This window comes from Pseudodesulfovibrio sediminis (genome assembly GCF_020886695.1).
GTDB classification, from domain to species: domain Bacteria; phylum Desulfobacterota; class Desulfovibrionia; order Desulfovibrionales; family Desulfovibrionaceae; genus Pseudodesulfovibrio; species Pseudodesulfovibrio sediminis.
On the sequence record NZ_AP024485.1, the window covers coordinates 1,878,689 to 1,903,918 of the forward strand.

Genomic DNA, 25,230 nt, shown 5'->3' on the forward strand with positions numbered 1-25,230 from the left:
TGTTACCTCCGGGAAGGTTGAAAAAAAGGGGGAGCTGTCCTAAACAGCCCCCCCTAAAATTACCCGAGCGTATTAACCCTTGGGGTGGCAGTCCTTACAACCAACGGGGGCTGCTTTGCCTGCTTTCTTTTCAGCTTTGTGACAGCCGAGGCAGGAAGCCTTGGCTTTCTTGCTGTGGAAGGCCTGGTAGAAACCCTTGGGGTCTTTCTTGGCGGCTTTGGAAGCGTCCATGTGACAGCCTTCAACGGCACAACCGCTGATGGCGTCTTTGCTCTCAGCCTTGTGGTGACAGACCATACAGTCCATACCCATATCGACGTGAGCCTTGTGCGGGAAAGCGACCGGAGTCTTTGTTGCCTTGGCACCTTCGGGAACGGTCAAGGTCATGTTGTCCGGAGCTGCGTTGCCAGCGATAACTGCGGGCAGTGCAAAGACACATACCAAAGCAGCAACCATCAGGCTGATGATCAGAATTTTTTTCATTTACCTTCTTCCTCCTGTTGCATAAAAAAATACAATTTCACACTCTCTACTTATGCGGGATAAATAATCATCCTCCCCCTGTCAAGCGGGGGATGCCATCGTAGACCCTCGCTTTTACCTGAAAAACCACCTTAAAGGCAAGGGGCTTTTAACTCCTTTTTGTCAACGGCTCATAAAGAGTACTTTTGATGGTATCCACGGGGCGTCAGCATGCGTCCGCCCACAATGCGCGTAGCGGAATTACCAACAATAAGAACCGTTTGCATGTCAACACCTTCAACATCAACGCTATCCAGCGTGGTCGTCAGCACGGCCTGACCGTTGCGATACGCCTTACCGACCACGCCAACAGGGGTCTTGGGATCACGAAATTCCTGTATGATTTCAAGTGCTTTTTGTAAATGATCACTGCGTCTTTTCGAGCGGGGATTATAAATGGCAATGACGAAATCCGCATCTGCGGCATTGTGAAGCCGCTTTTCTATCATCTCCCACGGCGTCAGCAGGTCGCTCAGGCTGACCGAGGCGAAATCATGCATGAGCGGCGCGCCCAGAAGCGCGGAAGCGGCATTGAATGCAGCCACCCCCGGCACCACTTCAAACGGGACCGCATCCAGCAGGCCCTGGGCCTCCAGAATTTCGAGCAACAGCCCGGCCATGGCATAAATGCCGGCGTCCCCGGAGCAGACCATGACGGTCTTTTTGCCGTCCCGGGCTGTCTTGACCGCGGCCCGAGCCCGGTCCACTTCGCCCATCATGCCGGTGGAAACAACCTCCTTGTCCACAAGAAGCGTCTCCGGCACCAGTTCGATATATCCTTTGTATCCGGCCACCACGTCGGCATCCATCAGAGCCTGACGGGCTGCGGGGGTCAGCAGAGTTTCACTGCCTGGACCAAGGCTGACAGCTTTAAGCACGGCGACTCCGGGCAATGGCCAGGGTTACAGTGTCGGTCTTTTCCTTGGTCACGATCAGTTTGCCGCCATGCGCGGCCAGCAGGGCGGAAGCCTCGGCCACACTAGGGACACCCATGTGCGCCTGCACCTTGTCAGAGGGAGTGGGCACATCAATGGCGGTGAGCTGGGCCGTGGAATAAAAAACCGGTGACACGCCAAACTCAAAGGCGGCTTCCAGCAACCCGGCCTCATTGCGCTTGGCTTCCACGGAACCGACCGAAGCGATGGACTCCATGGCAAAGCCACGTTTGCCGAAGACATCGCCCACATGATCGAGAATCTCGTACACGGAAACATCCCGTCGGCAGCCTATGCCGAGGTGCAACACCCTGGGATGCAGAGACAAGGCTCCCTCAGGACAGTCGCTGTGCCACGAGACCCATATTCCCGGACGGGAACTGTCCCAGTCATCGGCCCCGGCAACGGAATCGAAATTCGAATGCCAGGCCAGACCGAGCCAGTCTTCAGGGTCGTACAACTGCACGGGCTGCCCCTCCAGCAAGGCCATGTTGACGTCCTTGACCCGCTCGATGTTGCCGATGCCCAGCCCTTTGCTCTTGGCCAGCATATCGACGGAGAGCACCCCGGCGGAGTCCGTGGCCGTGGTAATGACAGCCTGCCCTCCCACGGCGCGCGCGGCGTCCGCGGCCAGTTCGTTGGCACCGCCCAGATGTCCCGACAGCAGGCTGACCGCAAACAGACCGCCCTGATCCAGACAGATCACGGCCGGGTCGGTCTCCTTGCTCTGGAGATGCGGCGCGATGCACCGCACGGTTATACCGGCGGCAGCCACGAAAATATGACTGTCAAAGGCGTTGAAGGTGGCGGCGACGAGATCGCGCAACGAATCGAAGGGCGTGACATTCTCGGCCTCAAGACGCCGGGAGGCATATATGGTCCCACCCAGTTTCGAGGCAAGACGCCGGGCAAGGTTCACCCCCTGAGAAGTCAGGGCGTATATGGCAATTTTAGAATTTGGCATAGACATTGTTTATCAGTTCAGAGCGTTTACGAAAAGGAAAAGTTGGCACATGAGTGACATTTATAAACAATATATACCCGCTTGCCTGCACCGGACACAAAAAAGGCCGGGATGCGTTTCCTGCATCCCGGCCCACTTTCTGTTTTAGCGGACTACAGTCTAAAAAGTGACATTCCGGGCGGCTTCAAGTGTTTTCTCGAAGTCTTCGTCCGTGTGAGCAAACGAGGTGAATGCGCACTCGAAACCGGCAGGGGCCAGATAAACGCCCTGGGCTAGCATCTGCTGCCAGTAGGTGGCGTATGCTGCCGCGTCGCACTGACCGGACTCGACCATGCTGGTCACGGGCTTGTCCGAAAAATACATGGTAAAGGCCGAGCCGACCTGGGCAAGATAGACAGACTGCCCCTTGCCCGCGATAATGGCGGTCAATTCTTCCGCCAGCGCCTTGGTCCGTGCCTCCTGAGCTGCGTAGTCGCACTCCTGAAGACGCTGCAAGGTGGCCAGCCCTGCGGCCATGGCAACGGGGTTGCCGGACAGGGTTCCGGCCTGGAACACACCGCCGACCGGGGCCATGTGCTCCATGATCTCGCGTTTGCCGCCGTAACAGCCCACCGGAAAACCACCGCCGATGATCTTGCCCAGCGTGGTCAGGTCAGGGGTGATGCCGTACCGTTCCTGCGCACCGCCGAGAGCGAGACGGAAGCCGGTGATGACTTCGTCGAAAATCAGCACTGCGCCGTATTCGGTACACAGATCGCGCAGTCCCTGGAGGAAGCCCTCCTTGGGCAGGACGAGTCCCATGTTTCCGGCTGCTGGCTCCACGATAATGCAGGCGATCTCGTCGCCGGATTCCTTGAAATGCGCCTTGACCGCATCCAGATCATTGTATTGGGCGAGCAGGGTATGCTGCACCACTTCCTCGGGCACCCCCGGCGTGCCGGGCGTCACGCCTGCGGCAGAACCGGCGGCAGCCAGAAAGGCATCGGCGTGACCATGGTAGTTGCCGATGAATTTCACGAATTTATTGCGGCCGGTGTAACCACGGGCCAGACGCAGGGCCGACATGGTGGCTTCGGTGCCGGAGGAGACCATGCGCATCATTTCCATGGAAGGGATGAGCTTGTTGATCTCTTCGGCCAGAGCGACCTCGCCGAAACAGGGAGCGCCATAGGAGGACCCCATATCCACGGCCTTGTGCGCGGCCTCGGTGACGACAGGGTCCTGATGTCCCAGAATCATGGGGCCCCAGGAGAAAACGTAGTCGATGTACTGCCGCCCTTCCACGTCCCACATGTACGCGCCTTCAGCCCTGTCGATGAAGACCGGCTCTGAGTTCACGTACTTGCACGCACGCAGGGGGGAGTTCACGCCGCCGGGCATGAGGGTCTGGGCCTTTGCGTAGAGAGTCTTGGAGTCCATAATGAGTACCTATTTGAAATAGACCATGGAGGTCTTCTTGAGTTCCTTGAGAGAGCGCAGCACACAGTTGTCGTCGATGCCGACGGCGGCTTCCAGCTCGGCCACGACTTCTTCCGCATGTCCGGGCCGCTCGCCGTGGATCATGGTATAGAAATTATAGGTCCACTCCGGGTAGGTGCGCCGGATGTAGCAGTGGGAAATTTCGGGGCGGGCCGCAAACAGCTCGCCGACCTCTTCGCTCCGTTCGGGCGGCACGCGCCAGGCAACCATGGCGTTGTGGCCGTAGCCCGCCTTCTGGTGTCTGAGTGTCGCGCCGAAACGACGAATGATCTTGCGTTCCTTGAGGTCTGCCAGAAGATTGATGACTTCCTGCTCGGTCGTCCCCACTTCCTCCGCGATGGACTTGAAGGGCTGTGCGGTATCCGGCAGATCCGTACCTGCCAGGGCCAATATTTTTTCTTCGGTCTCGGTAAATTGAATAGCCATGGGAGGGTCTATACCCCCCGTGGACCCCGGATGCAACACTTTGCGCACGTGAAAACACCACCTGGACGCCCCGCAAACACCCCGCCCCGATCTGTCCTCCCCTTGGACCGCAGGTCAACCAGAGCTTGCCACGAACTACATGCGCACGTATGGTTTTAAACCGGACCATGAACGATAAGGAGAATATGCATGAAAGTAGCAGTGCTGGGCGCGGGAGCCTGGGGGACCACATTGGCCAACATGCTGGCCAAAAACGGGGTGGAAACAGTGCTCTGGGCACGCGAAGCGGAAGTCGCCGACGAGATCCGCGCCACCCGCGAAAACAAGACCTTTCTGCCGGGCTTTACCCTCTCGGACAAGCTCGACGTCGAATCCGATCCGGCAATCGCCTTTGCCGGTGTAGACTATTTTCTGCTGGTCATCCCCAGCCAGTTCATCCGCCCTGCGCTCGAAAGCTTCAAGGACGTCCTGCCGGACAACCCGGTCATCGTCTGCGCATCCAAGGGTATTGAACTCAACTCCCTGCTCCCCATGTCCAAGGTCGTGGCCGAAGCGCTTGAGGGCAAACGCCCCCGCTACGCATCCATGTCCGGGCCTTCGTTTGCCGCCGAAGTCTCTGCGGACATGCCCACATCGGTGGCGCTGGGCTGCGAAGACCACGAACTCGGCCGCGAGTTGCAGGAAGCGTTCTCCAACCCGTATTTCCGTGTCTACTACACGCCCGATTATCGGGGTGTGGAGCTGGGCGGCGCGGTCAAGAACGTCATCGCCATTGCCGCGGGCATGGCTGACGGACTGCAGTTCGGACACGACGCACGGGCTGCGCTCATTACGCGAGGACTGGCCGAGCTGAGCCGTCTCGGCATGGCCATGGGCGGTCAGGAGCGCACCTTCATGGGACTGTCCGGCATGGGCGATCTGGTGTTGACCTGTACCGGAGACCTGTCGCGCAACCGACAGGTGGGCCTCAGGCTCGGCCAGGGAGCCAAGCTCGATGAAATCATCGGCGAAATGAAGGCCGTGGCCGAGGGTGTCAAGACGACCAAGGCCCTCCACGATCTGGCCAAAAAACTCAACGTAGACCTGCCTATCACCGAGGAGGTCTACGCCATCCTGTACGAAGACAAAGACCCGGCCACAGCGACCAGAGACCTCATGAGCCGTGACCTCAAAGACGAATAACATCGGAGTGACCATGCGCCAACTCATCCTCTCCCTCTGCCTCGCCATCGGACTCGCCGCCGCCCTTCTCCTGACCGGCTGCTCCAAACCGTGGACACACCCGAACTATTCCGGGGCTGCAGAAGACAGACAATTCAAGATCGACTCCCTGGACTGCGAAGTGATCGCGGGCAAGGAGTTCCCCATAGAAAAGCGCAAGCAGAACGCTCGTTTTTTTGAGTGCATGGCCGCCAAGGGTTGGGACTACCACCCTGACGGCCAAGGGTACCAATTTCAAACCAAGCCCCGCTAACCGGGCAAGGCTGGCATGCAGGATCGACCCGTTCTCGTTCTCGGCTCCACAGGATATGTGGGTGGCCGATTAGTCCATCTCCTTCTGGAAGGGGGCTATACCGTGCGCGCAGCAGGCCGGAGCGTCGACAAGATCAAGGCACGCTCCTGGGGCGACAAGGTCGAGGCCGTACAGGCAGACATGCACGACCTCGACAGCCTGCAACGGGCCGCCGAAGGGTGCGACGCCGCCTTTTATCTGGTCCATTCCATGGGCGCGCCCAGCAGGGATTTCGCCGCGCAGGAACGGGACGCGGCCTACAACATGATCCAGGCCGCGCAGAGCACCGGCCTCAAGCGCATCATCTATCTCGGCGGTCTGGGCGAGGATCATGAAGATCAGCCCTTGTCCAAGCATCTCAAGTCGCGCGCCGAAGTGGGCCGTATCCTCAAGCTGGGATCGGCCAAGGTCACCATCCTGCGCGCCGCCCAGATCATCGGCTCCGGTTCCTCTTCCTTTGAGCTGATACGCTACCTGGCCGACAGACTGCCGGTCATGATCACCCCCAAGTGGGTGCGCACACGGACGCAGCCCATTTCCATACGCAATGTCCTCGGCTACCTCATGGGCTGTCTTGAAAATGAGGCCACAGCTGGACAGACGTTGGATATCGGCGGCCCGGACATTCTTTCCTACGAAGAGTTGTTTCAACTCTATGCCGAGGTGGCCGGACTGAAAAAGCGCCACCTCTTCCCCATGCCCCTGATTTCTCCCCGACTCTCCTCGTTCTGGGTGTCCATGATCACCCCGGTGCCCATGGCCCTGTCCCGCTCCCTCATCGAAGGGTTACGCAATGAAGTGATCTGTCGGAATAACCATATTCGCGACCTTGTACCGCAGGAGCTTGTTCCCTGCTCCGAGGCCATCCGACGCGCATTGGTCAAGACTGAAGACCATTCGGTTGAGACGTGCCTCTTTGACTCGGGCCGCACATGTATGCCCGAATGGGCCACTGCAGGCGACCCCGGTTATGCAGGCGGCACTCAGTTCCAGATGGGATATTCCGCACGCCTTCAGGGCGATCCTGTCAGTGTCTGGAATGTGGTGCAGCGCATCGGCGGCGAACAGGGCTGGTATTTCGGTGATCCTCTCTGGCGACTGCGGGGGTTCATCGACCGGCTGCTGGCCGGTCCCGGCATGCGGCGCAGTGACGCCAATCGTCCGGGCTCTCCCCAGGTTGGCGACGCGCTGGATTTCTGGCGTGTGTTGGCCGCAGACGAAGGACGACGACTGCTTCTGCTGGCAGAAATGCGCCTGCCCGGCGAGGCGCTGCTGGAATTTTCCCTGGACACCCAGTGGGAAAACGCCGTGGACCTGACCATGACCGCCAAGTTCCTGCCCAAGGGGTTGTTCGGTCTGCTCTACTGGTATGCCATGTACCCTTTTCACCTGATTCTGTTCTCCAACATGATCAAGAACATCTCCGACTTGGCGGGCACCCATCTCTATGAACCGCCCCGAAGGATACGCTGAATATATGACCAAGCAATTACGGACCGGAAGGACAACCGGCACATGCGCTGCGGCCGCGGCCATGGCCGGAACCACTGTCCTGTTGACCGGCACATTCCCCACAGAGGTCAAAGTCCCGCTGCCACCCGGCGGCTCTCTGATCGTCCCCATAGAACGCATTGAAAACGATGGTGACACCGTGCGCGTCACGGTCCTGAAGGACGGAGGCGATGACCCGGATGCCACGCACGAATGTGAAATCCAGGCCGTGGTCGTCCTTGATAACCAGACCGCGACTCCGCTGACGATCTCTGTTGACGGCGGCGTGGGCGTCGGTCGGGTCACCCTGCCCGGACTGCCTGTGCCTGTGGGTGAGGCGGCCATCAACCCGGAACCGCTCAAGCAGATAGAACAGGCGGTGCGAAGCTGCGCTCAGTCCATGGAGACCGGACACATTGCCGTCCTGGTGGAAGTCCCCGAAGGCGAACACATCGCCCAAAAGACCATGAACTCCCGACTGGGCATCATCGGCGGCATCTCCATCCTCGGTACGCAGGGCGTGGTCAAGCCGTTCTCCCACGACTCGTGGAAGGCGACCATCGAAAAGGGGCTGGATGTGGCCCGCGCCCAGGGATTGACGCACATCGTCTTCACCACGGGCCGTCGATCCGAACGCTTCTATCAGAGAACCCATCCGGGGCTGCCGGATTTCGCGTTCATCCAGGTCGCCGATTTTTTCGAGTTCGCCATGCAGGCCGCGGCCGAGCGGGGGTTCACTCATGTCTCGTGGTCCGTCTTCTTCGGCAAGCTGGTCAAGCAGGCGCAAGGGCTGCGATATACCCACGCCAAAACCCACGCCGTGGATTTCGGCAGACTGGCGGACTGGTGCGCGGAAGTGGGCGTTCGGGCCTGTTACATGGAAGACATTCGGTCCGCCAACACCGCTGTGCAGGTCCTCGGATTGCTGACAGGAGAGCCGGAACGCGCGCTCCTCATTCAATTACTCCTAAAGCAGGCAACCAAAGCAGCCGATCAGTTTGCAGGAGGAACGTGTTCGGTCGCGTACACGGTATTCGATTTCGAAGGACACAAACTGGCGGAATCCGAGACCGACTAGCAAACAAACAAAACCACAGCGCATGACACTACTTTCCATCGTTGTCCCCAATCATGATTATGGTCGGTTCGCTGATCGTTTTTTTGGCTCCATTGCCGCGCAATCACTGCCGCTTGATGCAGTGGAGGTGCTCTTCATCGACGACGGCAGCACTGACGACTCCGTGGAAAAAGCCCGCCAGTGGTCAAAACGACTTTCCTGTCACCACTTTGCCATCGAAGCCGTAGACAGAATCGGCAGGCCCGGCGCCGTGCGGAACCTCGGCCTGTCCCGCGCCACCGGCGAGTACCTGATCAGCCTGGACCCGGACGACACCCTGCACCCGGATTTTCTCGCCACCTGCATCGCCACCCTGGACGCAAATCCCGATATCCACCTCGTCTACACTGACTACGTTGAGCATACCGGTGAGACCTCCCGCGAGGTGCGCCTGCCAAAGTTCAACCAGGGCCACCTGCGCATGCAAAACACCCTGCCCCCGGTCGCGCTCTATCGAAGGGAAATATGGGACGCCGGGGTACGGTATCGGGAAAACACCGACTACGAGGACTGGGATTTCTGGGTCCAATGCCTGATGACCGGTGCTCGCTTCCACCACATTCCCGTGCCCCGCTACAACTATCAGCTGCACGGCGACAACTTTTCCAATCAGGCACAGAAAAACGACGGACTGGCCAAGGCGCTGATCGTGCTGAACAACCCGGCCTTCTTTCACCCGCTGGTCCGGGAATGGGCAGATGGGTACATGCGTGGCAGACTCCACTCACAGGCCTTTCAACGCGGCCACATACCGACCCCGGACGATGTCCGGGCACTGCTGCGAACCGTGGAAGACACGGTGCTCCAAGCGTCGACATCATAGATTCCAAACAGAAAAGGCTGCGTGAACCCACGCAGCCTTTTCTGTTTGTGTCTTCTTTGAAACCTATTGCTGTTCCGCCTGAAACGCTTCCCAGTCTGCCAGGAATGCGGCCAGCCCCTTATCTGTCAGCGGGTGCTGCATGAGCTGCATGATGGTGGCATAGGGCAGGGTAATGACATCCGCGCCGATGAGGCCGGACTCGATGACGTGCATGGGATGGCGCACCGAGGCCACGAGGATTTTGGTATTGAACGCATAGTTGTCGAACAGGGTGCGCATCTGGTCCACGGCCTCCATGCCGGACTGCCCCAGCCCGTCAAGCCTGCCCACGAACGGGGAGACATAGGTGGCCCCAAGCTTGGCGGCCAGCAGGGCCTGCGACGGAGAAAACACCAATGTGACATTGGTCTTGATCTCGCGTTCGGTCAGTTCCTTGAGCGCCTTGAGGCCTTCGGGAATCATGGGAATCTTGACCACGACATTGGGACCGAAGGAAACAAGATCCTTGGCTTCCTTGATCATTTCCTCGTGCGTGGTGCCAATGACTTCAAGGGAAACCGGACCGTCCACGGCGTCGCAGATAAGCGATGCCTGTTCGCGCCAGTCTCCGCCTTCGCGGGACATCAACGTCGGGTTGGTGGTCACACCGTCAAGCAGTCCGAGATCGTTGACTTCCCGGATTTGGTCAAGATTGGCTGTATCGAGAAAAAATTCCATATATCCTCCTTATATAGGGGCACATTCAAGGCCCATGAGTCTGTTCATACATCGTTCTCATAGCACAAAACGATCAGAGGGCAAACAATCGCCTTATCTTGATTTTCTTCGTATTCCCCTTCCCCACACGCAGGCTTTTGTTTACATTGTTCCGCATGGAAGCCGTCCGCATCATCGGGCTCGCGCCCGGCTCACTTGATATTACTGCAAAGGCCAAGGAAGCTCTGGCCGCCGCACATTTGGTTGTGGGCGGCAAACGACTGCTCGCAGCCTGCCCTGCCATGCTCCTTCACAAGGAAGCGGAGACACTGCCGATCACCGCTCCGCTGTCAGAAGTCGTCAACACCATCAGGAACGCCATGATCACTGGCCGACGCACAGTGGTTCTGGCCGATGGCGACCCGCTCTTTTTCGGCATTGCCAAACGGTTGAGCGAAGATCTCGGCCGTGAGAATATCGTGGTGGAACCGAATATTTCCACCGTGCAACTGGCCGCCGCCCGACTGAAGTTGCCGTGGCAGGAAATGGATTTCGTCTCCCTGCATGGCCGCGACGATTTTTCGCCGCTGTACTCCGCGCTGGTCAGGGCCGACCTCATCGCGGTTTTCACCGATGCCGTCAATTCGCCTGCCGAAGTGGCACGGGCATTGCTCGAACGCGGGGCCGACTGCTTTGCCATGACCGTGCTGGAGGACCTCGGCGCGCCAAACGAACGCATCAGGCCGCTGGCCCTGCCCGAAACCTGGGGCATGGAATTCGCGCCGCTGAATCTGGTCATTCTGGAACGGCTCTATCCACCGGAGATCGAGCTGACCCTCGGCATACCGGACCATTTTTACCTGCATCAGAAAAATCTCATCACCAAGCTGCCCGTGCGTGCCGCCGGGCTGGCTCATCTCAACGTGGAGCCTGGCTCCACTGTCTGGGACCTGGGCGCAGGCTGCGGTTCCGTCTCCATCGAGGCGTCCCATCTGGCCCGTTGCGGCCGGGTCTTTGCTGTTGAACGCAACAAGACCCGCGCGGCCATGATCCGCGAGAACATCCGCCGCACCGGCGCATGGCTGGTGGACACGGTGCTTGGCTCACTGCCTGAGGCGCTTGAGGGGCTGCCCGCACCGGACCGCATCTTCATCGGCGGCGGACTGGGTGGCGACTCCAATCAGGAAACCTCCCTGTTGCAGACCGCCTGCGACCGCCTCAAGCCGCGCGGCAAGATCGTGGTTCATTGCATATTGCTGGATTCCCTGCACATGGCCAAGGACCACTTCAAGAAACTCGGCTGGCATTTCGGCGTCACCCAGCTCCAGGCATCGGCAACGGATTCGCTGGCCGGCGACCTGCGCTTCAAGGCGCAGAATCCCGTCTTCGTACTCTGGGCCGAAAAACCCTAGGCTGTCATGACCGCATCCAGTCGTCCCTCCCCTCTCCGCGCTCTGTGGTCCTGGGCGTTGTACGACTGGGCCAACTCGGGCTTTGCCGCTCTGGTGCAGACCTTTGTCTTTGCCGCCTATTTTGCCAAGGCCGTCGCGGAAAACGAGACCCTGGGAATCGCCCAGTGGGGCAACATGATGGGCGTGGCCGGACTGATCATCGGCATAGGCGGCCCGGTGCTTGGTGCCGTTGCCGACCGGTCAGGACGCCGCAAACCCTGGCTCGGCCTGTTCACCGTCATCTGCATCACGGCCACCGCCTCCCTCTGGTTCGTCAAGCCGGATATTTCCTTTGTCTGGCTCGCCCTGCTGCTGGCAGGGATCGGCACGGTGGGCAGCGAATATTCCATGATTTTCTACAATGCCATGCTCCCGGATCTGGCTGAACCAAAGGTCATAGGCCGCTGGTCCGGCTGGGGCTGGGGACTGGGGTATGCGGGCGGACTCGTTCTGCTCATCATTGCCCTCTACGGATTCGTGCAGCCGCCGGGCTGGTTCGGCGTGCCGCACGATGAGGCCATGCATATCAGGGCGGTCATGCCGATCACGGCGGCCTGGTATGCGCTCTTCTGCCTGCCGCTCTTCCTGTTCTCACCGGACACGACATCCACGCCCACTCCGCTCTTGCAGGCCATCAAGGAAGCCATGGGCCAGCTCCGCAACTCGTTGCGGGAAGTGCGCCGGTACAAGGCCATCGCCCTCTTCCTGTTGGCGCGCATGCTGTACAATGACGGGCTGACCACCATGTTCGCCTTTGGCGGCATCTATGCTGCCGCGACCTTTGGCATGAGTTCCAGCGAGGTCATCATCTTCGGCATCGGCCTCAACATCACCGCCGGGCTGGGCGCCGCCGCCTTTGCCTGGCTCGATGACCGCCTCGGCCCGCGCAAGACCATCCTGGCCTCCCTGCTGGGACTGATCATCCCCGGCGTGGCCATCCTTCTGGTCACTGATAAAACCCTGTTCTGGATTTTCGGGCTGGGCATTGGTATATTCGTGGGACCGGTCCAGGCATCCAGCCGATCCTACCTGGCCCATGCCGCGCCAAAAGAACTGCGTACGGAGATGTTCGGCCTGTTCGCCCTGAGCGGCAAGCTGACCTCATTCATGGGACCGTTTCTGGTTGGAGGGCTGACCCTGCTCTCAGGCAGCCAGCGCATAGGCATGGCCGCGGTAGTGGGGTTGTTCGTGCTCGGGCTGATCGGTATGCTGTTCGTCCCAGCTCAACTGAAAAACAATTGAGGAGCCGTCATGTCCGACTTTCGTTTTGCCCTGACAGATGAAGAAAAGACCTACCTAAAGGATCTGGTAGTACAGTCCATCTCTGTTGGCCTGAAACTCTCGGAGGGCCCTACCGAGCCGCCCGAACCGCCCACGGAGACACTCCGCGAAAGCCTTGGCGCGTTCGTCACCCTCAAACTTGGCGGCGAACTGCGCGGCTGTATCGGCAATGTGCAGGGGACAGAGGAACTCTACCAGACCATCTGGAACATGGCCCGGCATGCGGCCTTCAAGGACCCCCGCTTTCCCCCGCTGCACAAGAACGAATTCGATGCCGTCGAGTACGAAATTTCCATATTGAGTCCTCTGGAAACCTGCCCGGACACAAAGCTGGTGGAAGTGGGGCGCCATGGGCTGATCATGTCCAGAGGGGCGCAGAGTGGTCTGCTCCTGCCCCAGGTCCCGGTGGAGTGGAACTGGGACCGCGAGACCTTCCTGGCCCAGACCTGTGTCAAGGCAGGCCTGCCCAGGGACGCGTGGAAAGACCCGGAAACCACCATCCTCTGGTTTGAAGCCGTGGTTTTTTAAAACAAAACAGTGCACGCCCGTTTGCCACAAAAACGAGGTTTTCCCCTATCGACATAAACGGTTGTTGTCAGGTATGGTTATTCAATATCAATTACAGGCCGACCGCATAGAGAAGTGCAGTCTGTATTTTTTGACCTTTGAACCATAACTTCGTGCACTCTATGTCTGAACACATCGACACCAAGAAAACATCTTCAGGCGTTATCTCAAAGAACGCAGAAGCCACAGCCATCGCTCCTGACGCCCAGGTAGCGAAAATTCCAGGTGTCAATCTCAATGTCGCGCTGAGCAAGGAAGTGGTCATTCGCGTCCTTGGCGTTGATCAGTCATACAAGGGCAAAATCGTTGGCTATGATGCCTACGAGTATATCATCGCGGCAGTCCGCCTCCCCTCGAAAATCCGGAAGAAGCTCGCCTTTGGCGGCGAAATCATTGTCAAATACATTCTTGAGGGTACTGTATACGGGTTCAAAACCTCTGTTCATAACGCCGTCTCATCGCCCACATCCCTCATCTTTTTTGACTACCCGAGTGTCATAGAAAAGATTGAACTGCGTCGCGAATCACGCATTGACGTCAATCTCAACGGCGAAGTGCATGCCAATGACGGAGAACATGACTGCATTATCCTCAACGTCAGCGAAACCGGGTGCAAGCTCTCCGTCCGCGCCAGTTCCAGAGACCCCATTTCGAACATCAAGGTGGAAGACACCGTGATGGTGGTCATCGACTTCGGTGTGGAAGGCGCTCTGAAACTCCCCATCGCCGTACGCAACATCAAACGAGGCAAGGGCATCCTCACCTTGGGAGCCATGTTCATCGACATCAACCCCAATGAAGAGGAAGTGATCAACAAATACCTGGAAAGAGTCAGGAGACTCACACGTTAACCCTCTGGATGACGGCATGATCAAGAAAATTTCCATAGATGAACTCAAACCGGGCATGGAGGTTGTGCAGCTCGCTTCAGACCTCTGGAAACACCTGCCCTACATGTACACCGAGCCCGGCGTCATCGAATCCGAAGAGGTCGTGGCCAGGCTCCGCAAGGAAGGCTATCAGCAGGTCTTTGTGGAGGTGCCCGACGTATCCGGTCTGTCGGACGAGGAAAGGCTCGACATGCTTATCGTCGACAGGGACATCATGCCTCTTGAAAAAGAGCGCACCCCCTTTGACGAGGCCATGCCCCAGTCCCAGGTCACCTATGAAAACGCCATGAAGCTGGCAATACAGATCGTCAATGATGCCAAACTGGGACGCAAGATGGATGTGGGAGCTGCCATGGAAACAGCCAGCGCCATTGTCGATGCCGCCATTTCCAACCCTGATACGCTGGTCTGCCTGTCAAAGCTCTCTTCCTTTGACAACTACACCTACACGCATTCCATCAACGTGGCGGCCATTGCCGTGGTCTTCGGCGAATTCATCGGCATGGAGCGCGACGAACTGACCCTCCTCGGACTGGCGGGCATGATGCACGATGTGGGCAAGACCTCCGTACCGGCCAAGATCATCAATAAACCAGATCGGCTCACCAAGCTGGAATGCACCGAAGTGAAGCGGCACCCGGGCTACGGCTGCACAATTCTGGAGCAAACAACCGATATTCCGAAGAAAGTCATTGAAGCCGTCATGTTCCATCACGAACGGTTCAACGGCTCGGGCTATCCCAGCGGATTGATCAGAAAAGAGATTCCAGCCAATGCCCGCATTCTCGGCATGGCCGATGTCTACGACGCCCTGACCTCGGACCGCTGCTACAAGCAGGCCATCCAGCCCAACAAGGCATTGGGCATCATGTACGGCATGCGCGATCAGGACTTCGACCCCATGGAAATCCAGCTCTTCATCAAATGTCTGGGCATATTCCCCTCAGGCAGTTTTGTGCGCCTGAATACCGGCGACTACGCCCTGGTCTTCGAGACCGACGCCCGCACCCCGCTGTTCCCGAAAATCAAAATCGTCATGGACCGGAAAATGCGGCCCATACGCATGCAGGAAGTGAATCTGGCAACCCAGTCCGAAGAGGATACCCCCATCGAGATTCTGGAGTGTGCCGACCCTTCAGCATATCGAAAGACCCTCATGACCTATTTGTCCCCAAACTAACACCGCCACATGTGCCGAGAATAACCACCTTACCGCTACCGGAGACATTTCATGTTCGACACTGAACTGTGGGTTGGGATTATAGCCCTAACAGCCCTGCTTTACGGCTTTAAATGGTTTATTACGAAACAACGCAGCGTCAAAGTCTACCGCATCAGCCCCCAGTCCCTGCAACGTTCCAAGACGGTCATCATGGCAGTCCTCCCTCTGGTGGAAGATGAAAGTACTGCTCCACTGGACGAGGCACTACTGCGTTACTCCAAAGACGATATCAAGAGTGCGGCCAAGATCATGGCCTATTATTTCTGGCGCAAGAAACGGTACGCGGAGCTGACGCGCATCAAGAACTGTTTTGTCGCCATCTCCCGTTTTCAGAATAAAAATCTGGACCTGGAGAGCCAGAAGCGCAGGGTTGCGCGCGAACGCAAGCAGCTCGGCAGGGAGCTGGACCACTACATGACGCACTCCCCCTTCAACGCCTCCCGACGGCGCTAGGGGGTTTTCGCCTCACGCATCCGGGCAAATCGCTCCTTGAGCTTGCCTAGTATGTGATCATATCCCTCATAGGTGTGCGGAATCATGCAGTTGGTGCAGTCCTTGACCCCGGACTCCAGCATTTCGTACCGGCCGCCACACTCCTCGAAAAAATACAGCGGACAATAGCAGAAAAGGCAGTTAAACTGCTCCGGCCTGCTGGTCTTGTGGCACGGGAAATATTTACATGCATGGTTGTTGAAGAAGCGAAAACTGTTTTCCATATCTACCTGAACTGTACCTGTTTGACAGGTTCATCGCACTCGTCGTCCTCGGGAAACTCCGCAAAGGGAAAAGGGCGTTTATTGATATTGAGCGTGGAATACCGCATGATCCGGTAGCCATACTGCGAAAGATTGTTACAAAAAATCCTGAGCGGCTCACTCCGCTTCTTGGTCACAAACAAGTAACCGAACTGAAAAAGGACTGACAACTGGATAATGAGTCCTGTCACCTCAAAAAAAATCATGCAGACCAAAGTGACCACGAACCGTTTCAGGATGGCCATTCTGTCCGACGTCGTTGCTCTGGTTTCACTCGCCATGGTCGCCTCCGCGTATAGTTGGGGATCAAAAAAACAACCATACACCATACCCACCACCTGCGGCAACTCAGGCGAATCTTGAAACACACAGCCCCTCTCCCTGCTCCCCTCAGCCACACAAGCAGAGAGAAGAATAGACACGACAGGGCACACCGGATATCTTTGAGCATGTCATAGCAGGCAGAACACAGCTCAACAACCCCTACCTTCTTCTCCAGCGTGTCTTTCTTCCACTCCGTATCACTTTTTCTCGACGTGTTTGATGATCTGGATTATTTTTGCCTGATCAGATAGACAACTTGATCAGTTTACGAAGAACCGATTCACCTGAACCAACAACTTCACCAAGGATATTGACATGAAACGCATACTGGCAATCACGGCTCTGTTTCTTATGATCTCAAGCGTAGCAATGGCTGAAAACAACGCGACTCCTGAAAGCATGGCAGAGGCTGGCTTTGAACTCATGATGAAAGGCGAGTACGTCAAAACGGCTGATACTTGGTTCGATTCTTTTGATCCCAGCCAGATGGACCCAGACAGGATTGAAGTTGCCAAACGGCAGTTCGTAGCTCAGATGCCGATGGTCGGGAAATGCAGCCGATATGATTTGGCTGTCCGGAAAGACTACGGGAAGTCCGTGGTCAAGTTGAAGTATATCGTCTTCACCGAGAAGACACCTCTCTTCTTCACGTTCTTATACTGCAAACCTGATCAAGAGTGGACTGCTCTGAATATCAACTTCAGTGACGAGTATACTGATTTAGACGAGTAGAACGCTACGCTTCCAGCCACTTCACCCATAATTTGCGGGTGCGAGGGCCGTCGAATTCACAGAAATAGATTTTCTGCCATGTACCAAGCTGGATGTTGCCGCCCTCGACAATGACCATCTGTTCACAGCCGAACAGGGAAGACTTGATGTGCGCATCCGAGTTGCCCTCGGCGTGGTGGTAGTCACCACGGTGCGGTACGAGCTTGCGCATGTTCACAAGGATGTCTCGCACCACGTCCGGGTCGGCACCCTCGTTGATGGTCACCGCGCCGGTGGTGTGCGGACAGTATAGCAGGAGAGCCCCGTCACTCCAGCCGTTCGCATGAACGAGCTTGCGCACGGCCCCGGTGATATCGAGCATCTCTTCATGATCGTGGGTTTGTACTTGTACTGTCTCCATGGTCCACTCCCTATTTGCGATACATATGCTTGAAAGTATCGTCGTATAAAAGCGATTTCGCCTGCCCCGCGTCCGCTTCACTCTGTCCCGGCAGAATCAGGAACACGGTCTGGCGCGTGAAATCATTGCTGCGGGCACTTGCGGCCAGCGAACCGAGTTCGGTCTCCACCACTTTTTCCTCGGGCCACCCAACGCGATAGGCCATGACCACCAGGGTCGTTTTAGCCAGCCCACCGGCCAGCAGTGCCGCCTGCACGCCCTCGGGGTCGCCTGCCGACAGGTAGATGCACATGGCCGAACCATGCGCTGCCAGTGCGCGCAGGCCCTCTGTTTCGGGCACGGGCGTCTTCCCGGCAATCCGGGTGAATATGAGCGTCTGGGTGACTTCGGGCACGGTGTAGGATTTCGCGGCAGCAGCGGCAGCGGCAAAACCGGCGGTCACGCCCGGCACCACGGCATATGCCACGCCGTCGCGGTCCAACAGCGCCATCTGTTCGCGGATGGCACCATACAGCGAAGGGTCGCCGGTATGCACACGCACCACCGCTCCCCCCGCTTTCACGGTCTCCATCATCAGCGCATGGGTCTCTTCAAGATTGAGCGGGGCGGAGTCAGCCACCCTGGCGCCCTCTTTGGCGCAGGCCACGACTTCCGGCGGCACCAGCGATCCGGCGTAGAGCACGAGGTCCGCCTCGGCGATGAGCCGCTGTCCCTTGACGGTCAGCAGCTCTGGATCACCCGGACCGGCACCGATGAAATATACCTGTGTCATCAGATCACCTTGCACATGAAGCCGGGGTTTTCACGCAGGCCGTTGACCGCAATGAGCGCGCAGGCCTCGGCATCCGAAGCGGCGTTGTGATGATTGAGGGTAATGCCGAGATACTCACACACGCTGGGCAGTTTGTTCGAGGCCAGCTCCCAGGTCTTGCGCGAAAGCTGCACCGTGCACAGAAACGGTTGTTCAGGCGGCATCGTTCCTGCCTCGCGACAGCAGGTGTGGAGCACGGATTTATCAAACGCCGCGTTGTGGGCCACAATGAAATCCGCTCCTTCGAACAGCGGCTCGAACTCCGGCCACAACTCGCCGAAATTCGGTTCATCGCACACGTCATACCAATGGATGCCATGCACGCGCACACAAAACGGATTGAATTTTTTTCTGGGCGGGCGAATGAGGCGATATTCACGAGCCACGATCTCACCCTTGTCCACCACCACGACACCCAATGCACAGGCAGAATCCCGCTTGGGGTCGGCAGTCTCGAAATCTATGGCAACAAAACGAACGTCATTCAGGGAGGGAGTGGACATGATGGATTAAAACCCCTTTTCCAGTGGAGGCCAGACCAGCGCGTTGGTTGCAGGTTGAATATCCGCGCAGGGCTGGTCGGCAACAGGTGTATCAGCCGGTTTCAAGCGCACAAACCGCCCGTCGATCTCCAGCCTTCCGTCAGCCAGCCATTGCAGGGACTGAGGGAAAATACGGTGCTCCAGCTTCAGGATGCGGGAACCAAGCGCGTCACCGCCCTCGCCCGGCTGGCAGGGCACGGCGGCCTGGATGATGATGGGACCATGGTCCATCTGTTCATCTACGAAATGCACGGTCGCCCCTGAAATTTTCACGCCATAATCAGCGGCATCGCCCTGGCCGCACACACCGGTAAAGCTGGGTAGCAGGGCAGGATGGATGTTGATGACCCGATTCACGAAGGCTCCCAGAAAAACCGAGGTAACGATGCGCATGAACCCGGCCATGACAACGGCCCCGTCTTTGTCCACACCGGCCTCGTTGATGGCCTGCACCATGGCTGTGTCAAACGCCTCGCGGGAATCGTAGTCCGTATGCAGAAGCACCTTGGTCGCAATACCATGCTTCCTGGCGCGCTCAAGTCCGTAGGCGTCAGATTTATTGGAAACGACCAGCTTGATTTCAGCGTCGAGTGCGCCATCTTCTATACGATCGATAATGGATTGAAGATTGGACCCGCTCCCGGAAACGAGAACAGCTATTGGCAGTGGCATTGAGGCTCCTTGAATGGGAAAAAATAGCGGGGTTATGTTCCCCGCTCACGAACTTGGCTCAAACCGGCTGTTTTTTCAAGGACTGAGTTATCAGGCTCTGCGCATAAAAAACACAACAGGCTTTATTCATGACATTTTTAATCAGACAGAAACACCTCCCTTCCAAAAGAGACCAATCATGCCTGCTCGCATTGCCGACACGGCATGGTTGACAGCTCCATGCACTCCCGGCCCGATGCTGCGCCATGACACGCTCAAAAGAAATGTTGATTCATGCCTGTATATTTGTCATAAGTTTATCCGAACAAAACCCGTACATAGCAGATAATTCATGTTTTTTCCTACACGCATCGCCCTGCTCCTCACTCTGCTCATCCTGACCGCTTCCGTACAGGCTCACGCGCTGACCGTGATCACGGAAAACAATCCGCCCTTCAGTTTCACGGCCAACTACCAGCCAACAGGTATTGCGACCGACATCTTTCTGATCATGGCGCGGCGATCCGGCATCAAGATGGACCGATCCGACATTCAGATATGGCCCTGGGCCCGAGGATACAAAGAGATACAGGAAAACGACTCGGTCATCCTGTTCCCCATGGCCAAAACCGATTCACGCAAGGATCTCTTCCAATGGATCGGCCCGATCATGCCGAGCAAAAGCTGCATGATCGCACGAGCGCACAGCGGATTCCAAATAAATGACCTCAAACGTGACACCGACGAACTCCGCATCGGCACGATACGCGACAGCGCTTCGGAACAATTCGTGCTCAAAAACGGCCTGGACCTGAACCGTCTCCAACGGGTGCACAGCATCAAACTCAATATCAAAAAGCTCATTGAAGGGCGCATAGATGCCATGCTGCTGTTGGAAGCCACCCTGCTCTACACCATTCAGGATATGGGGCTGACTTCGGACGAATTCGAAGTCGTGAACACGCTCTTCTCATCCCAACTCTACTTTGCCGCAAGCAAAGACATGAACCCGGATCTGGTACGGAAACTCCAGCATTCTCTGGATGAGCTGCGCCAGGAAAACACGGTTGACACCATCATCGAAGATTACCTGCATTAATTCCCCTGCCATACAAAAAGGCCTCAACCGAGCGGTCGAGGCCTTCATATCTCTCGTGTTTCAGACGCCGTCTATTCGGCTTCCTTGATCAACGCTCCCACCAGACCGGGAATGGTATACTCTTCCGGCTCGATGTCTGCGGCAAAGCCGAACTTCGACAGGGTCTCGGAGGTTACCGGGCCGATGGATGCGATCTTCACGTCCGGGTATTGCTTCAAGGTGTCAGGAGACACCAGGTCAAAGAAATTCTCCACAGTGGAGGAAGAGGTAAAGGTCACATACTGAATGTCACCCTTCTCAAGGCTCGCTTCGATCTCGTCGCCGGAAGCCTGAACCAGCTTGGTTTCGTAGACCGGCAGGACCGTGACGTTGCACCCGGCAGCCTTGAGTTCCCTGGGCAGGACCTCGCGGGCGACCTTGGCACGGGGGATGAGCACATCTGCGCCCTGAATCTCCAGCTCCAGCAGTCCCTTGACCACATGCTCGGCCACATATTTCTCGGGCACGAAGTCAGGCTCGATGCCGCGTGCGCGGATTTCGTCCGCCGTGGCCGGGCCAATGGCCGCCACCTGCATGCCGCAGAAGATACGGGAATCAAGACCGATCTCGGCCAACTGTTCCCAGAAGAATTTCACGCCGTTGACCGAGGTGAAGATCACCCACTGATACCGGGCAAGCTGCAAGATAGCGGTCTCGACCGCGCTGTAGTCGTTCAGCGGCTCCACCGAGATCGTGGGGAACTCGTGAACACACGCGCCGTGCCCCTGAAGGACCTTGACCAGCCCGGAAGCCTGTTCGCGAGCGCGGGTCACCACGACACCCTGTCCGAGCATCGGTTTCTTCTCGAACCAGGCGAGCTTGTCGTGCAGGCCGCACACGCCGCCAACCACGATGATGGACGGCGCTTTCCAGTCGCGCTCCCTGGCTTCGTCAGCCACGTTCTCCAGCGTGGAGACAAAGGAGGTCTGGTTGCACCGGGTGCCCCAACGAACCAGCGCCACCGGGGTATCGGCAGGCCGACCGTTCTTCATCAGGTTCTCGGCGATCATGGGCAGGTTGCCCACGCCCATATAGAAAACCAGCGTGGAATTGGACTGGCCGTAGACTTCCCAGTTGTTGCCGGATTCGGTCTTGGTCGGGTCCTCATGGCCGGTAATGAAACAGACAGAAGTGGTGTGATCGCGATGGGTGACCGGGATACCTGCATAGGCCGGGGCCGCCACGCCAGCGGTGATGCCGGGCACGACCTCGAAGTCGATACCGGCCTCGACCAGCTCCTCGCCCTCTTCGCCGCCACGGCCAAAGACATAGGGATCGCCGCCTTTCAGACGACAGATAACCTTGCCGCTCCGGGCCTTCTCCACGATCAGGTCGTTGATCTTGTCCTGAGGCAGGGTGTGGTCTCCGCCCTTCTTGCCCACATACAGGATCTCGCACTCCGGCTTACACCACTTCAAGAAGTCGGCATTGGCCAGATAGTCATAGATCATGATGTCGCAGGTCTCGATGATCTCCTTGGCACGGAGAGTCAACATTCCGGGATCACCCGGACCAGCACCAACTAAAAATACGTTCGCCATGTTTATTGCCTCCGGCGGCTGGGGAAGGGGAGCGGGCAACCCTCTGAAAAGGGCTATCCGCTCCTCTTCCCCAGACCCCATCCCCTCTCCCTTCCCAAACTCCGTGTCGCACATCGCGAGTTCGGGTGGTGGGTGAAGAGTCTGTTTTTTATTCGAACGGCGCGCTGTGCACCGTCATTCCACTTATCCCATCACGCTTTCAAGGCGTTCCTTGAGCTGGACGAGTTTGGTCTTTTCTTCTTCCATTTCAGCGAGCTTTTTCTTTTCGCCTTCAACGACCGCTTCAGGGGCGTTGTTCACGAAACCGGGATTGCCCAGCTTGCCGGCCACGCCCTTCATGGTCTTTTCGAGCTTGCCGATGTTCTTGTCCAGACGGGCAAGCTCGGACTCGAAGTCGACCACGCCTTCCAGCGGAACCGAAATCTCGTTGCCCTGCACCACGGCTGCGCCCGAGGCCTTGGGCGCGACCACGTCAGGCCCGATGGACACGGTGTTCACACGGGCCAGAGACTGGATCAGGTTCATGTTGTTTTCGAGCACGGTCCTGTCAGCGTCGGACACTGTCTTGATGAGCAGGTCGAGCTTCTTGGCCGGTTCGATGAGCAGCTCCGTGCGGATATTGCGGGTGCCGGAGACCACGCCCATGAAGAGCTCCATCTCCTTGACCACGTCCGGGTTCAGGCATTCATCGCGCATGTCCGGGAACGGCAGGGTCGCGATATCGTCGGGGCGATCATCGCCGGCAGGACGGGGCAGCACGGACCAGATCTCCTGCGTGATGAACGGCGTCACCGGGTGAAGCAGAACCATGGTCTCGGACAGGACCGTCCACAGCACCTTCTGGGTGGCGGCCTTGGCTGTCTCGTCCTCGCCATACAGGGCGGGCTTGATCATCTCCAGATACCAGTCGCAGAACTCGCTCCAGATGAACTTGTAGAGCGTCTGGGCGATCTCGTTGAATTTGTATTCCTCGGTGGCTTCGGCCAGGGATTTCTTGACCTCTTCCAGACGATGCAGAATCCACTGGTTGGCCAGTCCGTCTGCGTCCTTGAGGTCAACCGCCGGGATCTCGTCCGGCAGGTTCATCATGGCAAAGCGGGTGGCGTTCCAGATCTTGTTCATGAAATGCTTGTACCCTTCGATGCGCTGCTCGCTGAGCTTGATGTCGCGGCCCATGGCGGCGAAGCTCGTCAGGGTGAACCGCAGGGCGTCTGCGCCGTACTTGCCGATCATGTCCAGCGGATCAATGACGTTGCCCGTGGACTTGGACATCTTCTTGCCCTTCTCGTCACGGACCAGCGCGTGGATATAGACGTGCTTGAACGGCACTTCGCCCTTGAACTGCAGCCCCATCATCATCATGCGGGCGACCCAGAAAAAGAGGATGTCAAAGCCGGTCACCAGACAGGACGTCGGGTAGTACTTGGCCAGCTCCTTGGTGTCGTCGGGCCAGCCCAGCGTGGAGAACGGCCAGAGCGCGGAGGAGAACCAGGTGTCAAGGACGTCCTCGTCCCGTTCGATCTTGGCGGAACCGCACTTGGAACAGTGCGTGGGATCGTCGATGGTCACGGTCAGCTCGCCGCACTCCTCGCAGGTCCACGCCGGGATACGGTGTCCCCACCAGATCTGACGGGAGATACACCAGTCGCGGATTTCGTCCAGCCAGGCGTAATAGGTCTTGGTCCAGTGCTCCGGAAAAATCTGGGTATCGGCCGGGACAGCGGCACGGGCCTTCTCGGCCAGGGGCTTCATGGACACAAACCACTGAGTGGAAACGTGCGGCTCGATGGTGGATTTGCAACGATAACAGACGCCCACGGAATGTTCGTGGTCAGCGACTTCCACCACACGGCCCTCGGCTTCGAGGTCGGCCATGACGGCCTTGCGGGCCTCAAGCACGCTCATGCCCTGATATTTCTCCGGGGCGTTCTCGTTGACCACGCCGTCTTCGTCGAGGACGGTAATAATTTCGAGGTTGTGCTTGCGACCGAGCTCCCAGTCGTTCATGTCGTGAGCCGGGGTGACCTTGAGGCAACCGGTTCCGAACTCGATGTCGACATAGGTATCGCCGATAATGGGCAGCTCCTTGCCGACCAGCGGCAGGATGGCGGTCTTGCCGATGAGGTGGTTGAAACGCTCGTCCTCGGGGTTCACGGCAATGGCGGTATCGGCCAGCATGGTCTCCGGGCGGGTGGTGGCGATGGTCAGATCACCGGACCCGTCGGACAGGGAATATTTGATATGGTGCAGATGACCGGGCTTGTTCTCGTGCTCGACTTCGTCGTCGGCCAGTGCGGTGTGGCAGCGGTTGCACCAGTTGATGATGTAATCGCCCTTGTAGATCAGCCCCTCTTCAAAAAGCTTCACGAACACTTCGCGCACAGCCTTGGCACGCTGCTCGTCAAAGGTGAAGCACTCACGGGTCCAGTCAACGGATGCGCCCATGCGGCGAATCTGGCTCAGGATGTGGTCGCCCTTTTCCTTCTTCCAATCCCAAACGCGATCAATGAACTTTTCGCGGCCAAGGTCGTGGCGGGTGAGGCCCTCTTCCTTGAGCTGGCGCTCCACCACGTTCTGGGTGGCGATGCCTGCATGGTCGGTGCCGGGCACCCACAGGACATTCTTGCCCTGCTGTCTGTTGAAACGACAGAGGATATCCTGAAGGGTCAGGTTCAGGGCATGGCCCATGTGCAGAACGCCGGTGACGTTGGGCGGCGGGATGACGATGGAGTACGAATCGCCAGGACCATCAGGGTCAGGCGAAAAGGTCTTGTTTTCTTCCCAGTGGTTTTCCCACTTTTCTTCCACATCCCACGGTTCGTAGGCTTTTGCGAGTTCTTTCCGAGCCATTTGTTTTGCCTCCGGCGGCCGGGGAAGGGGAGAGGGAAATCCAGTGTGTCGGTTTTCCCTCTCCCCTTCCCCAGACCCCATCCCTGCTTCCTTCCTGAACTTCTTTTCA

Annotated in this window: 27 protein-coding genes; 13 read left to right on the top strand and 14 right to left on the bottom strand. The window is 57.8% G+C overall.

The annotated features are described in order from the left end of the window. Positions 1-72: 72 nt before the first annotated feature. The 5 genes from SRBAKS_RS09065 to ahbB all read right to left on the bottom strand — a co-directional run bounded on the left by SRBAKS_RS09065 (position 73) and on the right by ahbB (position 4,326). Positions 73-483 carry a cytochrome c3 family protein gene (locus SRBAKS_RS09065; RefSeq protein WP_229596865.1) on the bottom strand — a complete coding sequence of 137 codons (411 nt, stop codon included), beginning with the start codon at positions 481-483 and terminating at the stop codon, positions 73-75. A gap of 170 nt (positions 484-653) precedes the next feature. Further along, positions 654-1,400, bottom strand: coding sequence for a precorrin-3B C(17)-methyltransferase (gene cobJ / locus SRBAKS_RS09070; protein ID WP_229596867.1), 747 nt, complete (start codon positions 1,398-1,400; stop codon positions 654-656). Next, positions 1,393-2,421, bottom strand: coding sequence for a cobalt-precorrin 5A hydrolase (locus SRBAKS_RS09075; protein WP_229596869.1), 1,029 nt, complete (start codon positions 2,419-2,421; stop codon positions 1,393-1,395). The genes cobJ and SRBAKS_RS09075 overlap by 8 nt, the downstream gene beginning before the upstream one ends. Before the next feature lie 159 nt (positions 2,422-2,580). Then, positions 2,581-3,840 (bottom strand): glutamate-1-semialdehyde 2,1-aminomutase, encoded by a 1,260-nt coding sequence (hemL, locus tag SRBAKS_RS09080; protein ID WP_229596871.1) that lies wholly within the window; start codon positions 3,838-3,840, stop codon positions 2,581-2,583. 9 nt (positions 3,841-3,849) lie between these two features. After that, positions 3,850-4,326, bottom strand: a complete 477-nt coding sequence (ahbB, locus tag SRBAKS_RS09085) for a siroheme decarboxylase subunit beta (RefSeq protein WP_229590545.1) — start codon at positions 4,324-4,326, stop codon at positions 3,850-3,852. Between the two features lie 189 nt (positions 4,327-4,515). On the opposite strand from ahbB, the gene SRBAKS_RS09090 reads away from it, so the two are divergent. Genes SRBAKS_RS09090 through SRBAKS_RS09110 form a run of 5 tightly spaced genes read left to right on the top strand, consistent with a single transcriptional unit; the run spans position 4,516 to position 9,270 of the window. Continuing rightward, on the top strand, positions 4,516-5,508 hold the full coding sequence (locus SRBAKS_RS09090; protein WP_229590546.1) for an NAD(P)H-dependent glycerol-3-phosphate dehydrogenase: 993 nt from the start codon (positions 4,516-4,518) through the stop codon (positions 5,506-5,508). Between the two features lie 13 nt (positions 5,509-5,521). Further along, positions 5,522-5,800: a hypothetical protein gene (locus SRBAKS_RS09095; RefSeq protein ID WP_229590547.1), complete on the top strand. Its 279-nt coding sequence runs from the start codon at positions 5,522-5,524 to the stop codon at positions 5,798-5,800. A gap of 15 nt (positions 5,801-5,815) precedes the next feature. Then, a complete protein-coding gene (locus SRBAKS_RS09100) occupies positions 5,816-7,312 on the top strand; it encodes an SDR family oxidoreductase (protein ID WP_229590548.1) in 1,497 nt (498 codons plus the stop codon). A gap of 4 nt (positions 7,313-7,316) precedes the next feature. Then, a complete protein-coding gene (gene cbiD / locus SRBAKS_RS09105; RefSeq protein ID WP_229590549.1) occupies positions 7,317-8,408 on the top strand; it encodes a cobalt-precorrin-5B (C(1))-methyltransferase CbiD in 1,092 nt (363 codons plus the stop codon). A gap of 22 nt (positions 8,409-8,430) precedes the next feature. Further along, positions 8,431-9,270, top strand: a complete 840-nt coding sequence (locus SRBAKS_RS09110) for a glycosyltransferase family 2 protein (RefSeq protein WP_229590550.1) — start codon at positions 8,431-8,433, stop codon at positions 9,268-9,270. Between the two features lie 63 nt (positions 9,271-9,333). Here the strand turns inward: SRBAKS_RS09110 and fsa are convergent, their stop codons facing one another. After that, positions 9,334-9,987 carry a fructose-6-phosphate aldolase gene (gene fsa, locus SRBAKS_RS09115; RefSeq protein ID WP_229590551.1) on the bottom strand — a complete coding sequence of 218 codons (654 nt, stop codon included), beginning with the start codon at positions 9,985-9,987 and terminating at the stop codon, positions 9,334-9,336. A 137-nt stretch (positions 9,988-10,124) separates the two neighbouring features. Here fsa and cbiE point away from each other — a divergent pair, with 137 nt between their 5' ends. The 6 genes from cbiE to SRBAKS_RS09145 all read left to right on the top strand — a co-directional run bounded on the left by cbiE (position 10,125) and on the right by SRBAKS_RS09145 (position 15,830). Beyond that, the gene (gene cbiE / locus SRBAKS_RS09120; RefSeq protein ID WP_347339426.1) at positions 10,125-11,378 is read left to right on the top strand and encodes a precorrin-6y C5,15-methyltransferase (decarboxylating) subunit CbiE; all 1,254 of its coding nucleotides are present in this window, start codon (positions 10,125-10,127) and stop codon (positions 11,376-11,378) included. A 6-nt stretch (positions 11,379-11,384) separates the two neighbouring features. Further along, on the top strand, positions 11,385-12,659 hold the full coding sequence (locus tag SRBAKS_RS09125; RefSeq protein WP_229590552.1) for an MFS transporter: 1,275 nt from the start codon (positions 11,385-11,387) through the stop codon (positions 12,657-12,659). Between the two features lie 9 nt (positions 12,660-12,668). Further along, positions 12,669-13,226, top strand: a complete 558-nt coding sequence (amrA, locus tag SRBAKS_RS09130; RefSeq protein ID WP_229590553.1) for an AmmeMemoRadiSam system protein A — start codon at positions 12,669-12,671, stop codon at positions 13,224-13,226. Between the two features lie 161 nt (positions 13,227-13,387). Next, positions 13,388-14,116 carry a flagellar brake protein gene (locus SRBAKS_RS09135; RefSeq protein WP_229590554.1) on the top strand — a complete coding sequence of 243 codons (729 nt, stop codon included), beginning with the start codon at positions 13,388-13,390 and terminating at the stop codon, positions 14,114-14,116. Positions 14,117-14,132: 16 nt separating this feature from the next. Continuing rightward, positions 14,133-15,335, top strand: a complete 1,203-nt coding sequence (locus tag SRBAKS_RS09140) for an HD-GYP domain-containing protein (RefSeq protein ID WP_229590555.1) — start codon at positions 14,133-14,135, stop codon at positions 15,333-15,335. 51 nt (positions 15,336-15,386) lie between these two features. Then, positions 15,387-15,830, top strand: coding sequence for a hypothetical protein (locus SRBAKS_RS09145; RefSeq protein ID WP_229590556.1), 444 nt, complete (start codon positions 15,387-15,389; stop codon positions 15,828-15,830). Here SRBAKS_RS09145 and SRBAKS_RS09150 read toward each other — a convergent pair. Both SRBAKS_RS09150 and SRBAKS_RS09155 read right to left on the bottom strand, forming a co-directional pair. Beyond that, on the bottom strand, positions 15,827-16,093 hold the full coding sequence (locus SRBAKS_RS09150) for a cysteine-rich small domain-containing protein (protein WP_229590557.1): 267 nt from the start codon (positions 16,091-16,093) through the stop codon (positions 15,827-15,829). The genes SRBAKS_RS09145 and SRBAKS_RS09150 overlap by 4 nt on opposite strands. 2 nt (positions 16,094-16,095) lie before the next feature. Beyond that, on the bottom strand, positions 16,096-16,413 hold the full coding sequence (locus SRBAKS_RS09155; protein ID WP_229590558.1) for a DUF4389 domain-containing protein: 318 nt from the start codon (positions 16,411-16,413) through the stop codon (positions 16,096-16,098). 358 nt (positions 16,414-16,771) lie between these two features. Between SRBAKS_RS09155 and SRBAKS_RS09160 the strand changes: the two genes are divergently transcribed. Further along, positions 16,772-17,188 (top strand): hypothetical protein, encoded by a 417-nt coding sequence (locus SRBAKS_RS09160; protein ID WP_229590559.1) that lies wholly within the window; start codon positions 16,772-16,774, stop codon positions 17,186-17,188. Positions 17,189-17,192: 4 nt separating this feature from the next. Here SRBAKS_RS09160 and SRBAKS_RS09165 read toward each other — a convergent pair whose 3' ends face one another. The 4 genes from SRBAKS_RS09165 to purN are packed head-to-tail and all read right to left on the bottom strand — an operon-like array spanning position 17,193 to position 19,613. Further along, the gene (locus SRBAKS_RS09165) at positions 17,193-17,588 is read right to left on the bottom strand and encodes a secondary thiamine-phosphate synthase enzyme YjbQ (RefSeq protein ID WP_229590560.1); all 396 of its coding nucleotides are present in this window, start codon (positions 17,586-17,588) and stop codon (positions 17,193-17,195) included. 10 nt (positions 17,589-17,598) lie between these two features. Next, positions 17,599-18,360 carry a precorrin-4 C(11)-methyltransferase gene (gene cobM, locus SRBAKS_RS09170; protein ID WP_229590561.1) on the bottom strand — a complete coding sequence of 254 codons (762 nt, stop codon included), beginning with the start codon at positions 18,358-18,360 and terminating at the stop codon, positions 17,599-17,601. Continuing rightward, entirely contained in the window at positions 18,360-18,902 is a 543-nt protein-coding gene (locus SRBAKS_RS09175) for a 3'-5' exonuclease (RefSeq protein ID WP_229590562.1), read from the bottom strand. Before SRBAKS_RS09175 ends, cobM begins: the two co-directional genes overlap by 1 nt. 6 nt (positions 18,903-18,908) lie before the next feature. Beyond that, complete coding sequence (gene purN, locus SRBAKS_RS09180; RefSeq protein ID WP_229590563.1) at positions 18,909-19,613, bottom strand: phosphoribosylglycinamide formyltransferase; 705 nt, start codon at positions 19,611-19,613, stop codon at positions 18,909-18,911. A 331-nt stretch (positions 19,614-19,944) separates the two neighbouring features. On the opposite strand from purN, the gene SRBAKS_RS09185 reads away from it, so the two are divergent. Continuing rightward, the gene (locus SRBAKS_RS09185; RefSeq protein WP_229590564.1) at positions 19,945-20,691 is read left to right on the top strand and encodes a substrate-binding periplasmic protein; all 747 of its coding nucleotides are present in this window, start codon (positions 19,945-19,947) and stop codon (positions 20,689-20,691) included. Between the two features lie 71 nt (positions 20,692-20,762). Here SRBAKS_RS09185 and cobA read toward each other — a convergent pair whose 3' ends face one another. Next, positions 20,763-22,271 carry a uroporphyrinogen-III C-methyltransferase gene (cobA, locus tag SRBAKS_RS09190; RefSeq protein WP_229590565.1) on the bottom strand — a complete coding sequence of 503 codons (1,509 nt, stop codon included), beginning with the start codon at positions 22,269-22,271 and terminating at the stop codon, positions 20,763-20,765. Positions 22,272-22,454: 183 nt separating this feature from the next. After that, on the bottom strand, positions 22,455-25,121 hold the full coding sequence (locus tag SRBAKS_RS09195; protein WP_229590574.1) for a valine--tRNA ligase: 2,667 nt from the start codon (positions 25,119-25,121) through the stop codon (positions 22,455-22,457). Between the last annotated feature and the right edge of the window lie 109 nt (positions 25,122-25,230).

Coding starts and splice junctions, on each gene's coding strand:
- SRBAKS_RS09065 (WP_229596865.1), bottom strand. CDS start 483: ATGAAAAAAATTCTGATCATCAGCCTGATGGTTGCTGCTTTGGTATGT.
- SRBAKS_RS09075 (WP_229596869.1), bottom strand. CDS start 2,421: ATGCCAAATTCTAAAATTGCCATATACGCCCTGACTTCTCAGGGGGTG.
- hemL (WP_229596871.1), bottom strand. CDS start 3,840: ATGGACTCCAAGACTCTCTACGCAAAGGCCCAGACCCTCATGCCCGGC.
- ahbB (WP_229590545.1), bottom strand. CDS start 4,326: ATGGCTATTCAATTTACCGAGACCGAAGAAAAAATATTGGCCCTGGCA.
- SRBAKS_RS09090 (WP_229590546.1), top strand. CDS start 4,516: ATGAAAGTAGCAGTGCTGGGCGCGGGAGCCTGGGGGACCACATTGGCC.
- SRBAKS_RS09095 (WP_229590547.1), top strand. CDS start 5,522: ATGCGCCAACTCATCCTCTCCCTCTGCCTCGCCATCGGACTCGCCGCC.
- SRBAKS_RS09100 (WP_229590548.1), top strand. CDS start 5,816: ATGCAGGATCGACCCGTTCTCGTTCTCGGCTCCACAGGATATGTGGGT.
- cbiD (WP_229590549.1), top strand. CDS start 7,317: ATGACCAAGCAATTACGGACCGGAAGGACAACCGGCACATGCGCTGCG.
- SRBAKS_RS09110 (WP_229590550.1), top strand. CDS start 8,431: ATGACACTACTTTCCATCGTTGTCCCCAATCATGATTATGGTCGGTTC.
- fsa (WP_229590551.1), bottom strand. CDS start 9,987: ATGGAATTTTTTCTCGATACAGCCAATCTTGACCAAATCCGGGAAGTC.
- SRBAKS_RS09125 (WP_229590552.1), top strand. CDS start 11,385: ATGACCGCATCCAGTCGTCCCTCCCCTCTCCGCGCTCTGTGGTCCTGG.
- amrA (WP_229590553.1), top strand. CDS start 12,669: ATGTCCGACTTTCGTTTTGCCCTGACAGATGAAGAAAAGACCTACCTA.
- SRBAKS_RS09135 (WP_229590554.1), top strand. CDS start 13,388: ATGTCTGAACACATCGACACCAAGAAAACATCTTCAGGCGTTATCTCA.
- SRBAKS_RS09140 (WP_229590555.1), top strand. CDS start 14,133: ATGATCAAGAAAATTTCCATAGATGAACTCAAACCGGGCATGGAGGTT.
- SRBAKS_RS09145 (WP_229590556.1), top strand. CDS start 15,387: ATGTTCGACACTGAACTGTGGGTTGGGATTATAGCCCTAACAGCCCTG.
- SRBAKS_RS09150 (WP_229590557.1), bottom strand. CDS start 16,093: ATGGAAAACAGTTTTCGCTTCTTCAACAACCATGCATGTAAATATTTC.
- SRBAKS_RS09155 (WP_229590558.1), bottom strand. CDS start 16,413: ATGGCGAGTGAAACCAGAGCAACGACGTCGGACAGAATGGCCATCCTG.
- SRBAKS_RS09160 (WP_229590559.1), top strand. CDS start 16,772: ATGAAACGCATACTGGCAATCACGGCTCTGTTTCTTATGATCTCAAGC.
- SRBAKS_RS09165 (WP_229590560.1), bottom strand. CDS start 17,588: ATGGAGACAGTACAAGTACAAACCCACGATCATGAAGAGATGCTCGAT.
- cobM (WP_229590561.1), bottom strand. CDS start 18,360: ATGACACAGGTATATTTCATCGGTGCCGGTCCGGGTGATCCAGAGCTG.
- SRBAKS_RS09175 (WP_229590562.1), bottom strand. CDS start 18,902: ATGTCCACTCCCTCCCTGAATGACGTTCGTTTTGTTGCCATAGATTTC.
- purN (WP_229590563.1), bottom strand. CDS start 19,613: ATGCCACTGCCAATAGCTGTTCTCGTTTCCGGGAGCGGGTCCAATCTT.
- SRBAKS_RS09185 (WP_229590564.1), top strand. CDS start 19,945: ATGTTTTTTCCTACACGCATCGCCCTGCTCCTCACTCTGCTCATCCTG.
- cobA (WP_229590565.1), bottom strand. CDS start 22,271: ATGGCGAACGTATTTTTAGTTGGTGCTGGTCCGGGTGATCCCGGAATG.
- SRBAKS_RS09195 (WP_229590574.1), bottom strand. CDS start 25,121: ATGGCTCGGAAAGAACTCGCAAAAGCCTACGAACCGTGGGATGTGGAA.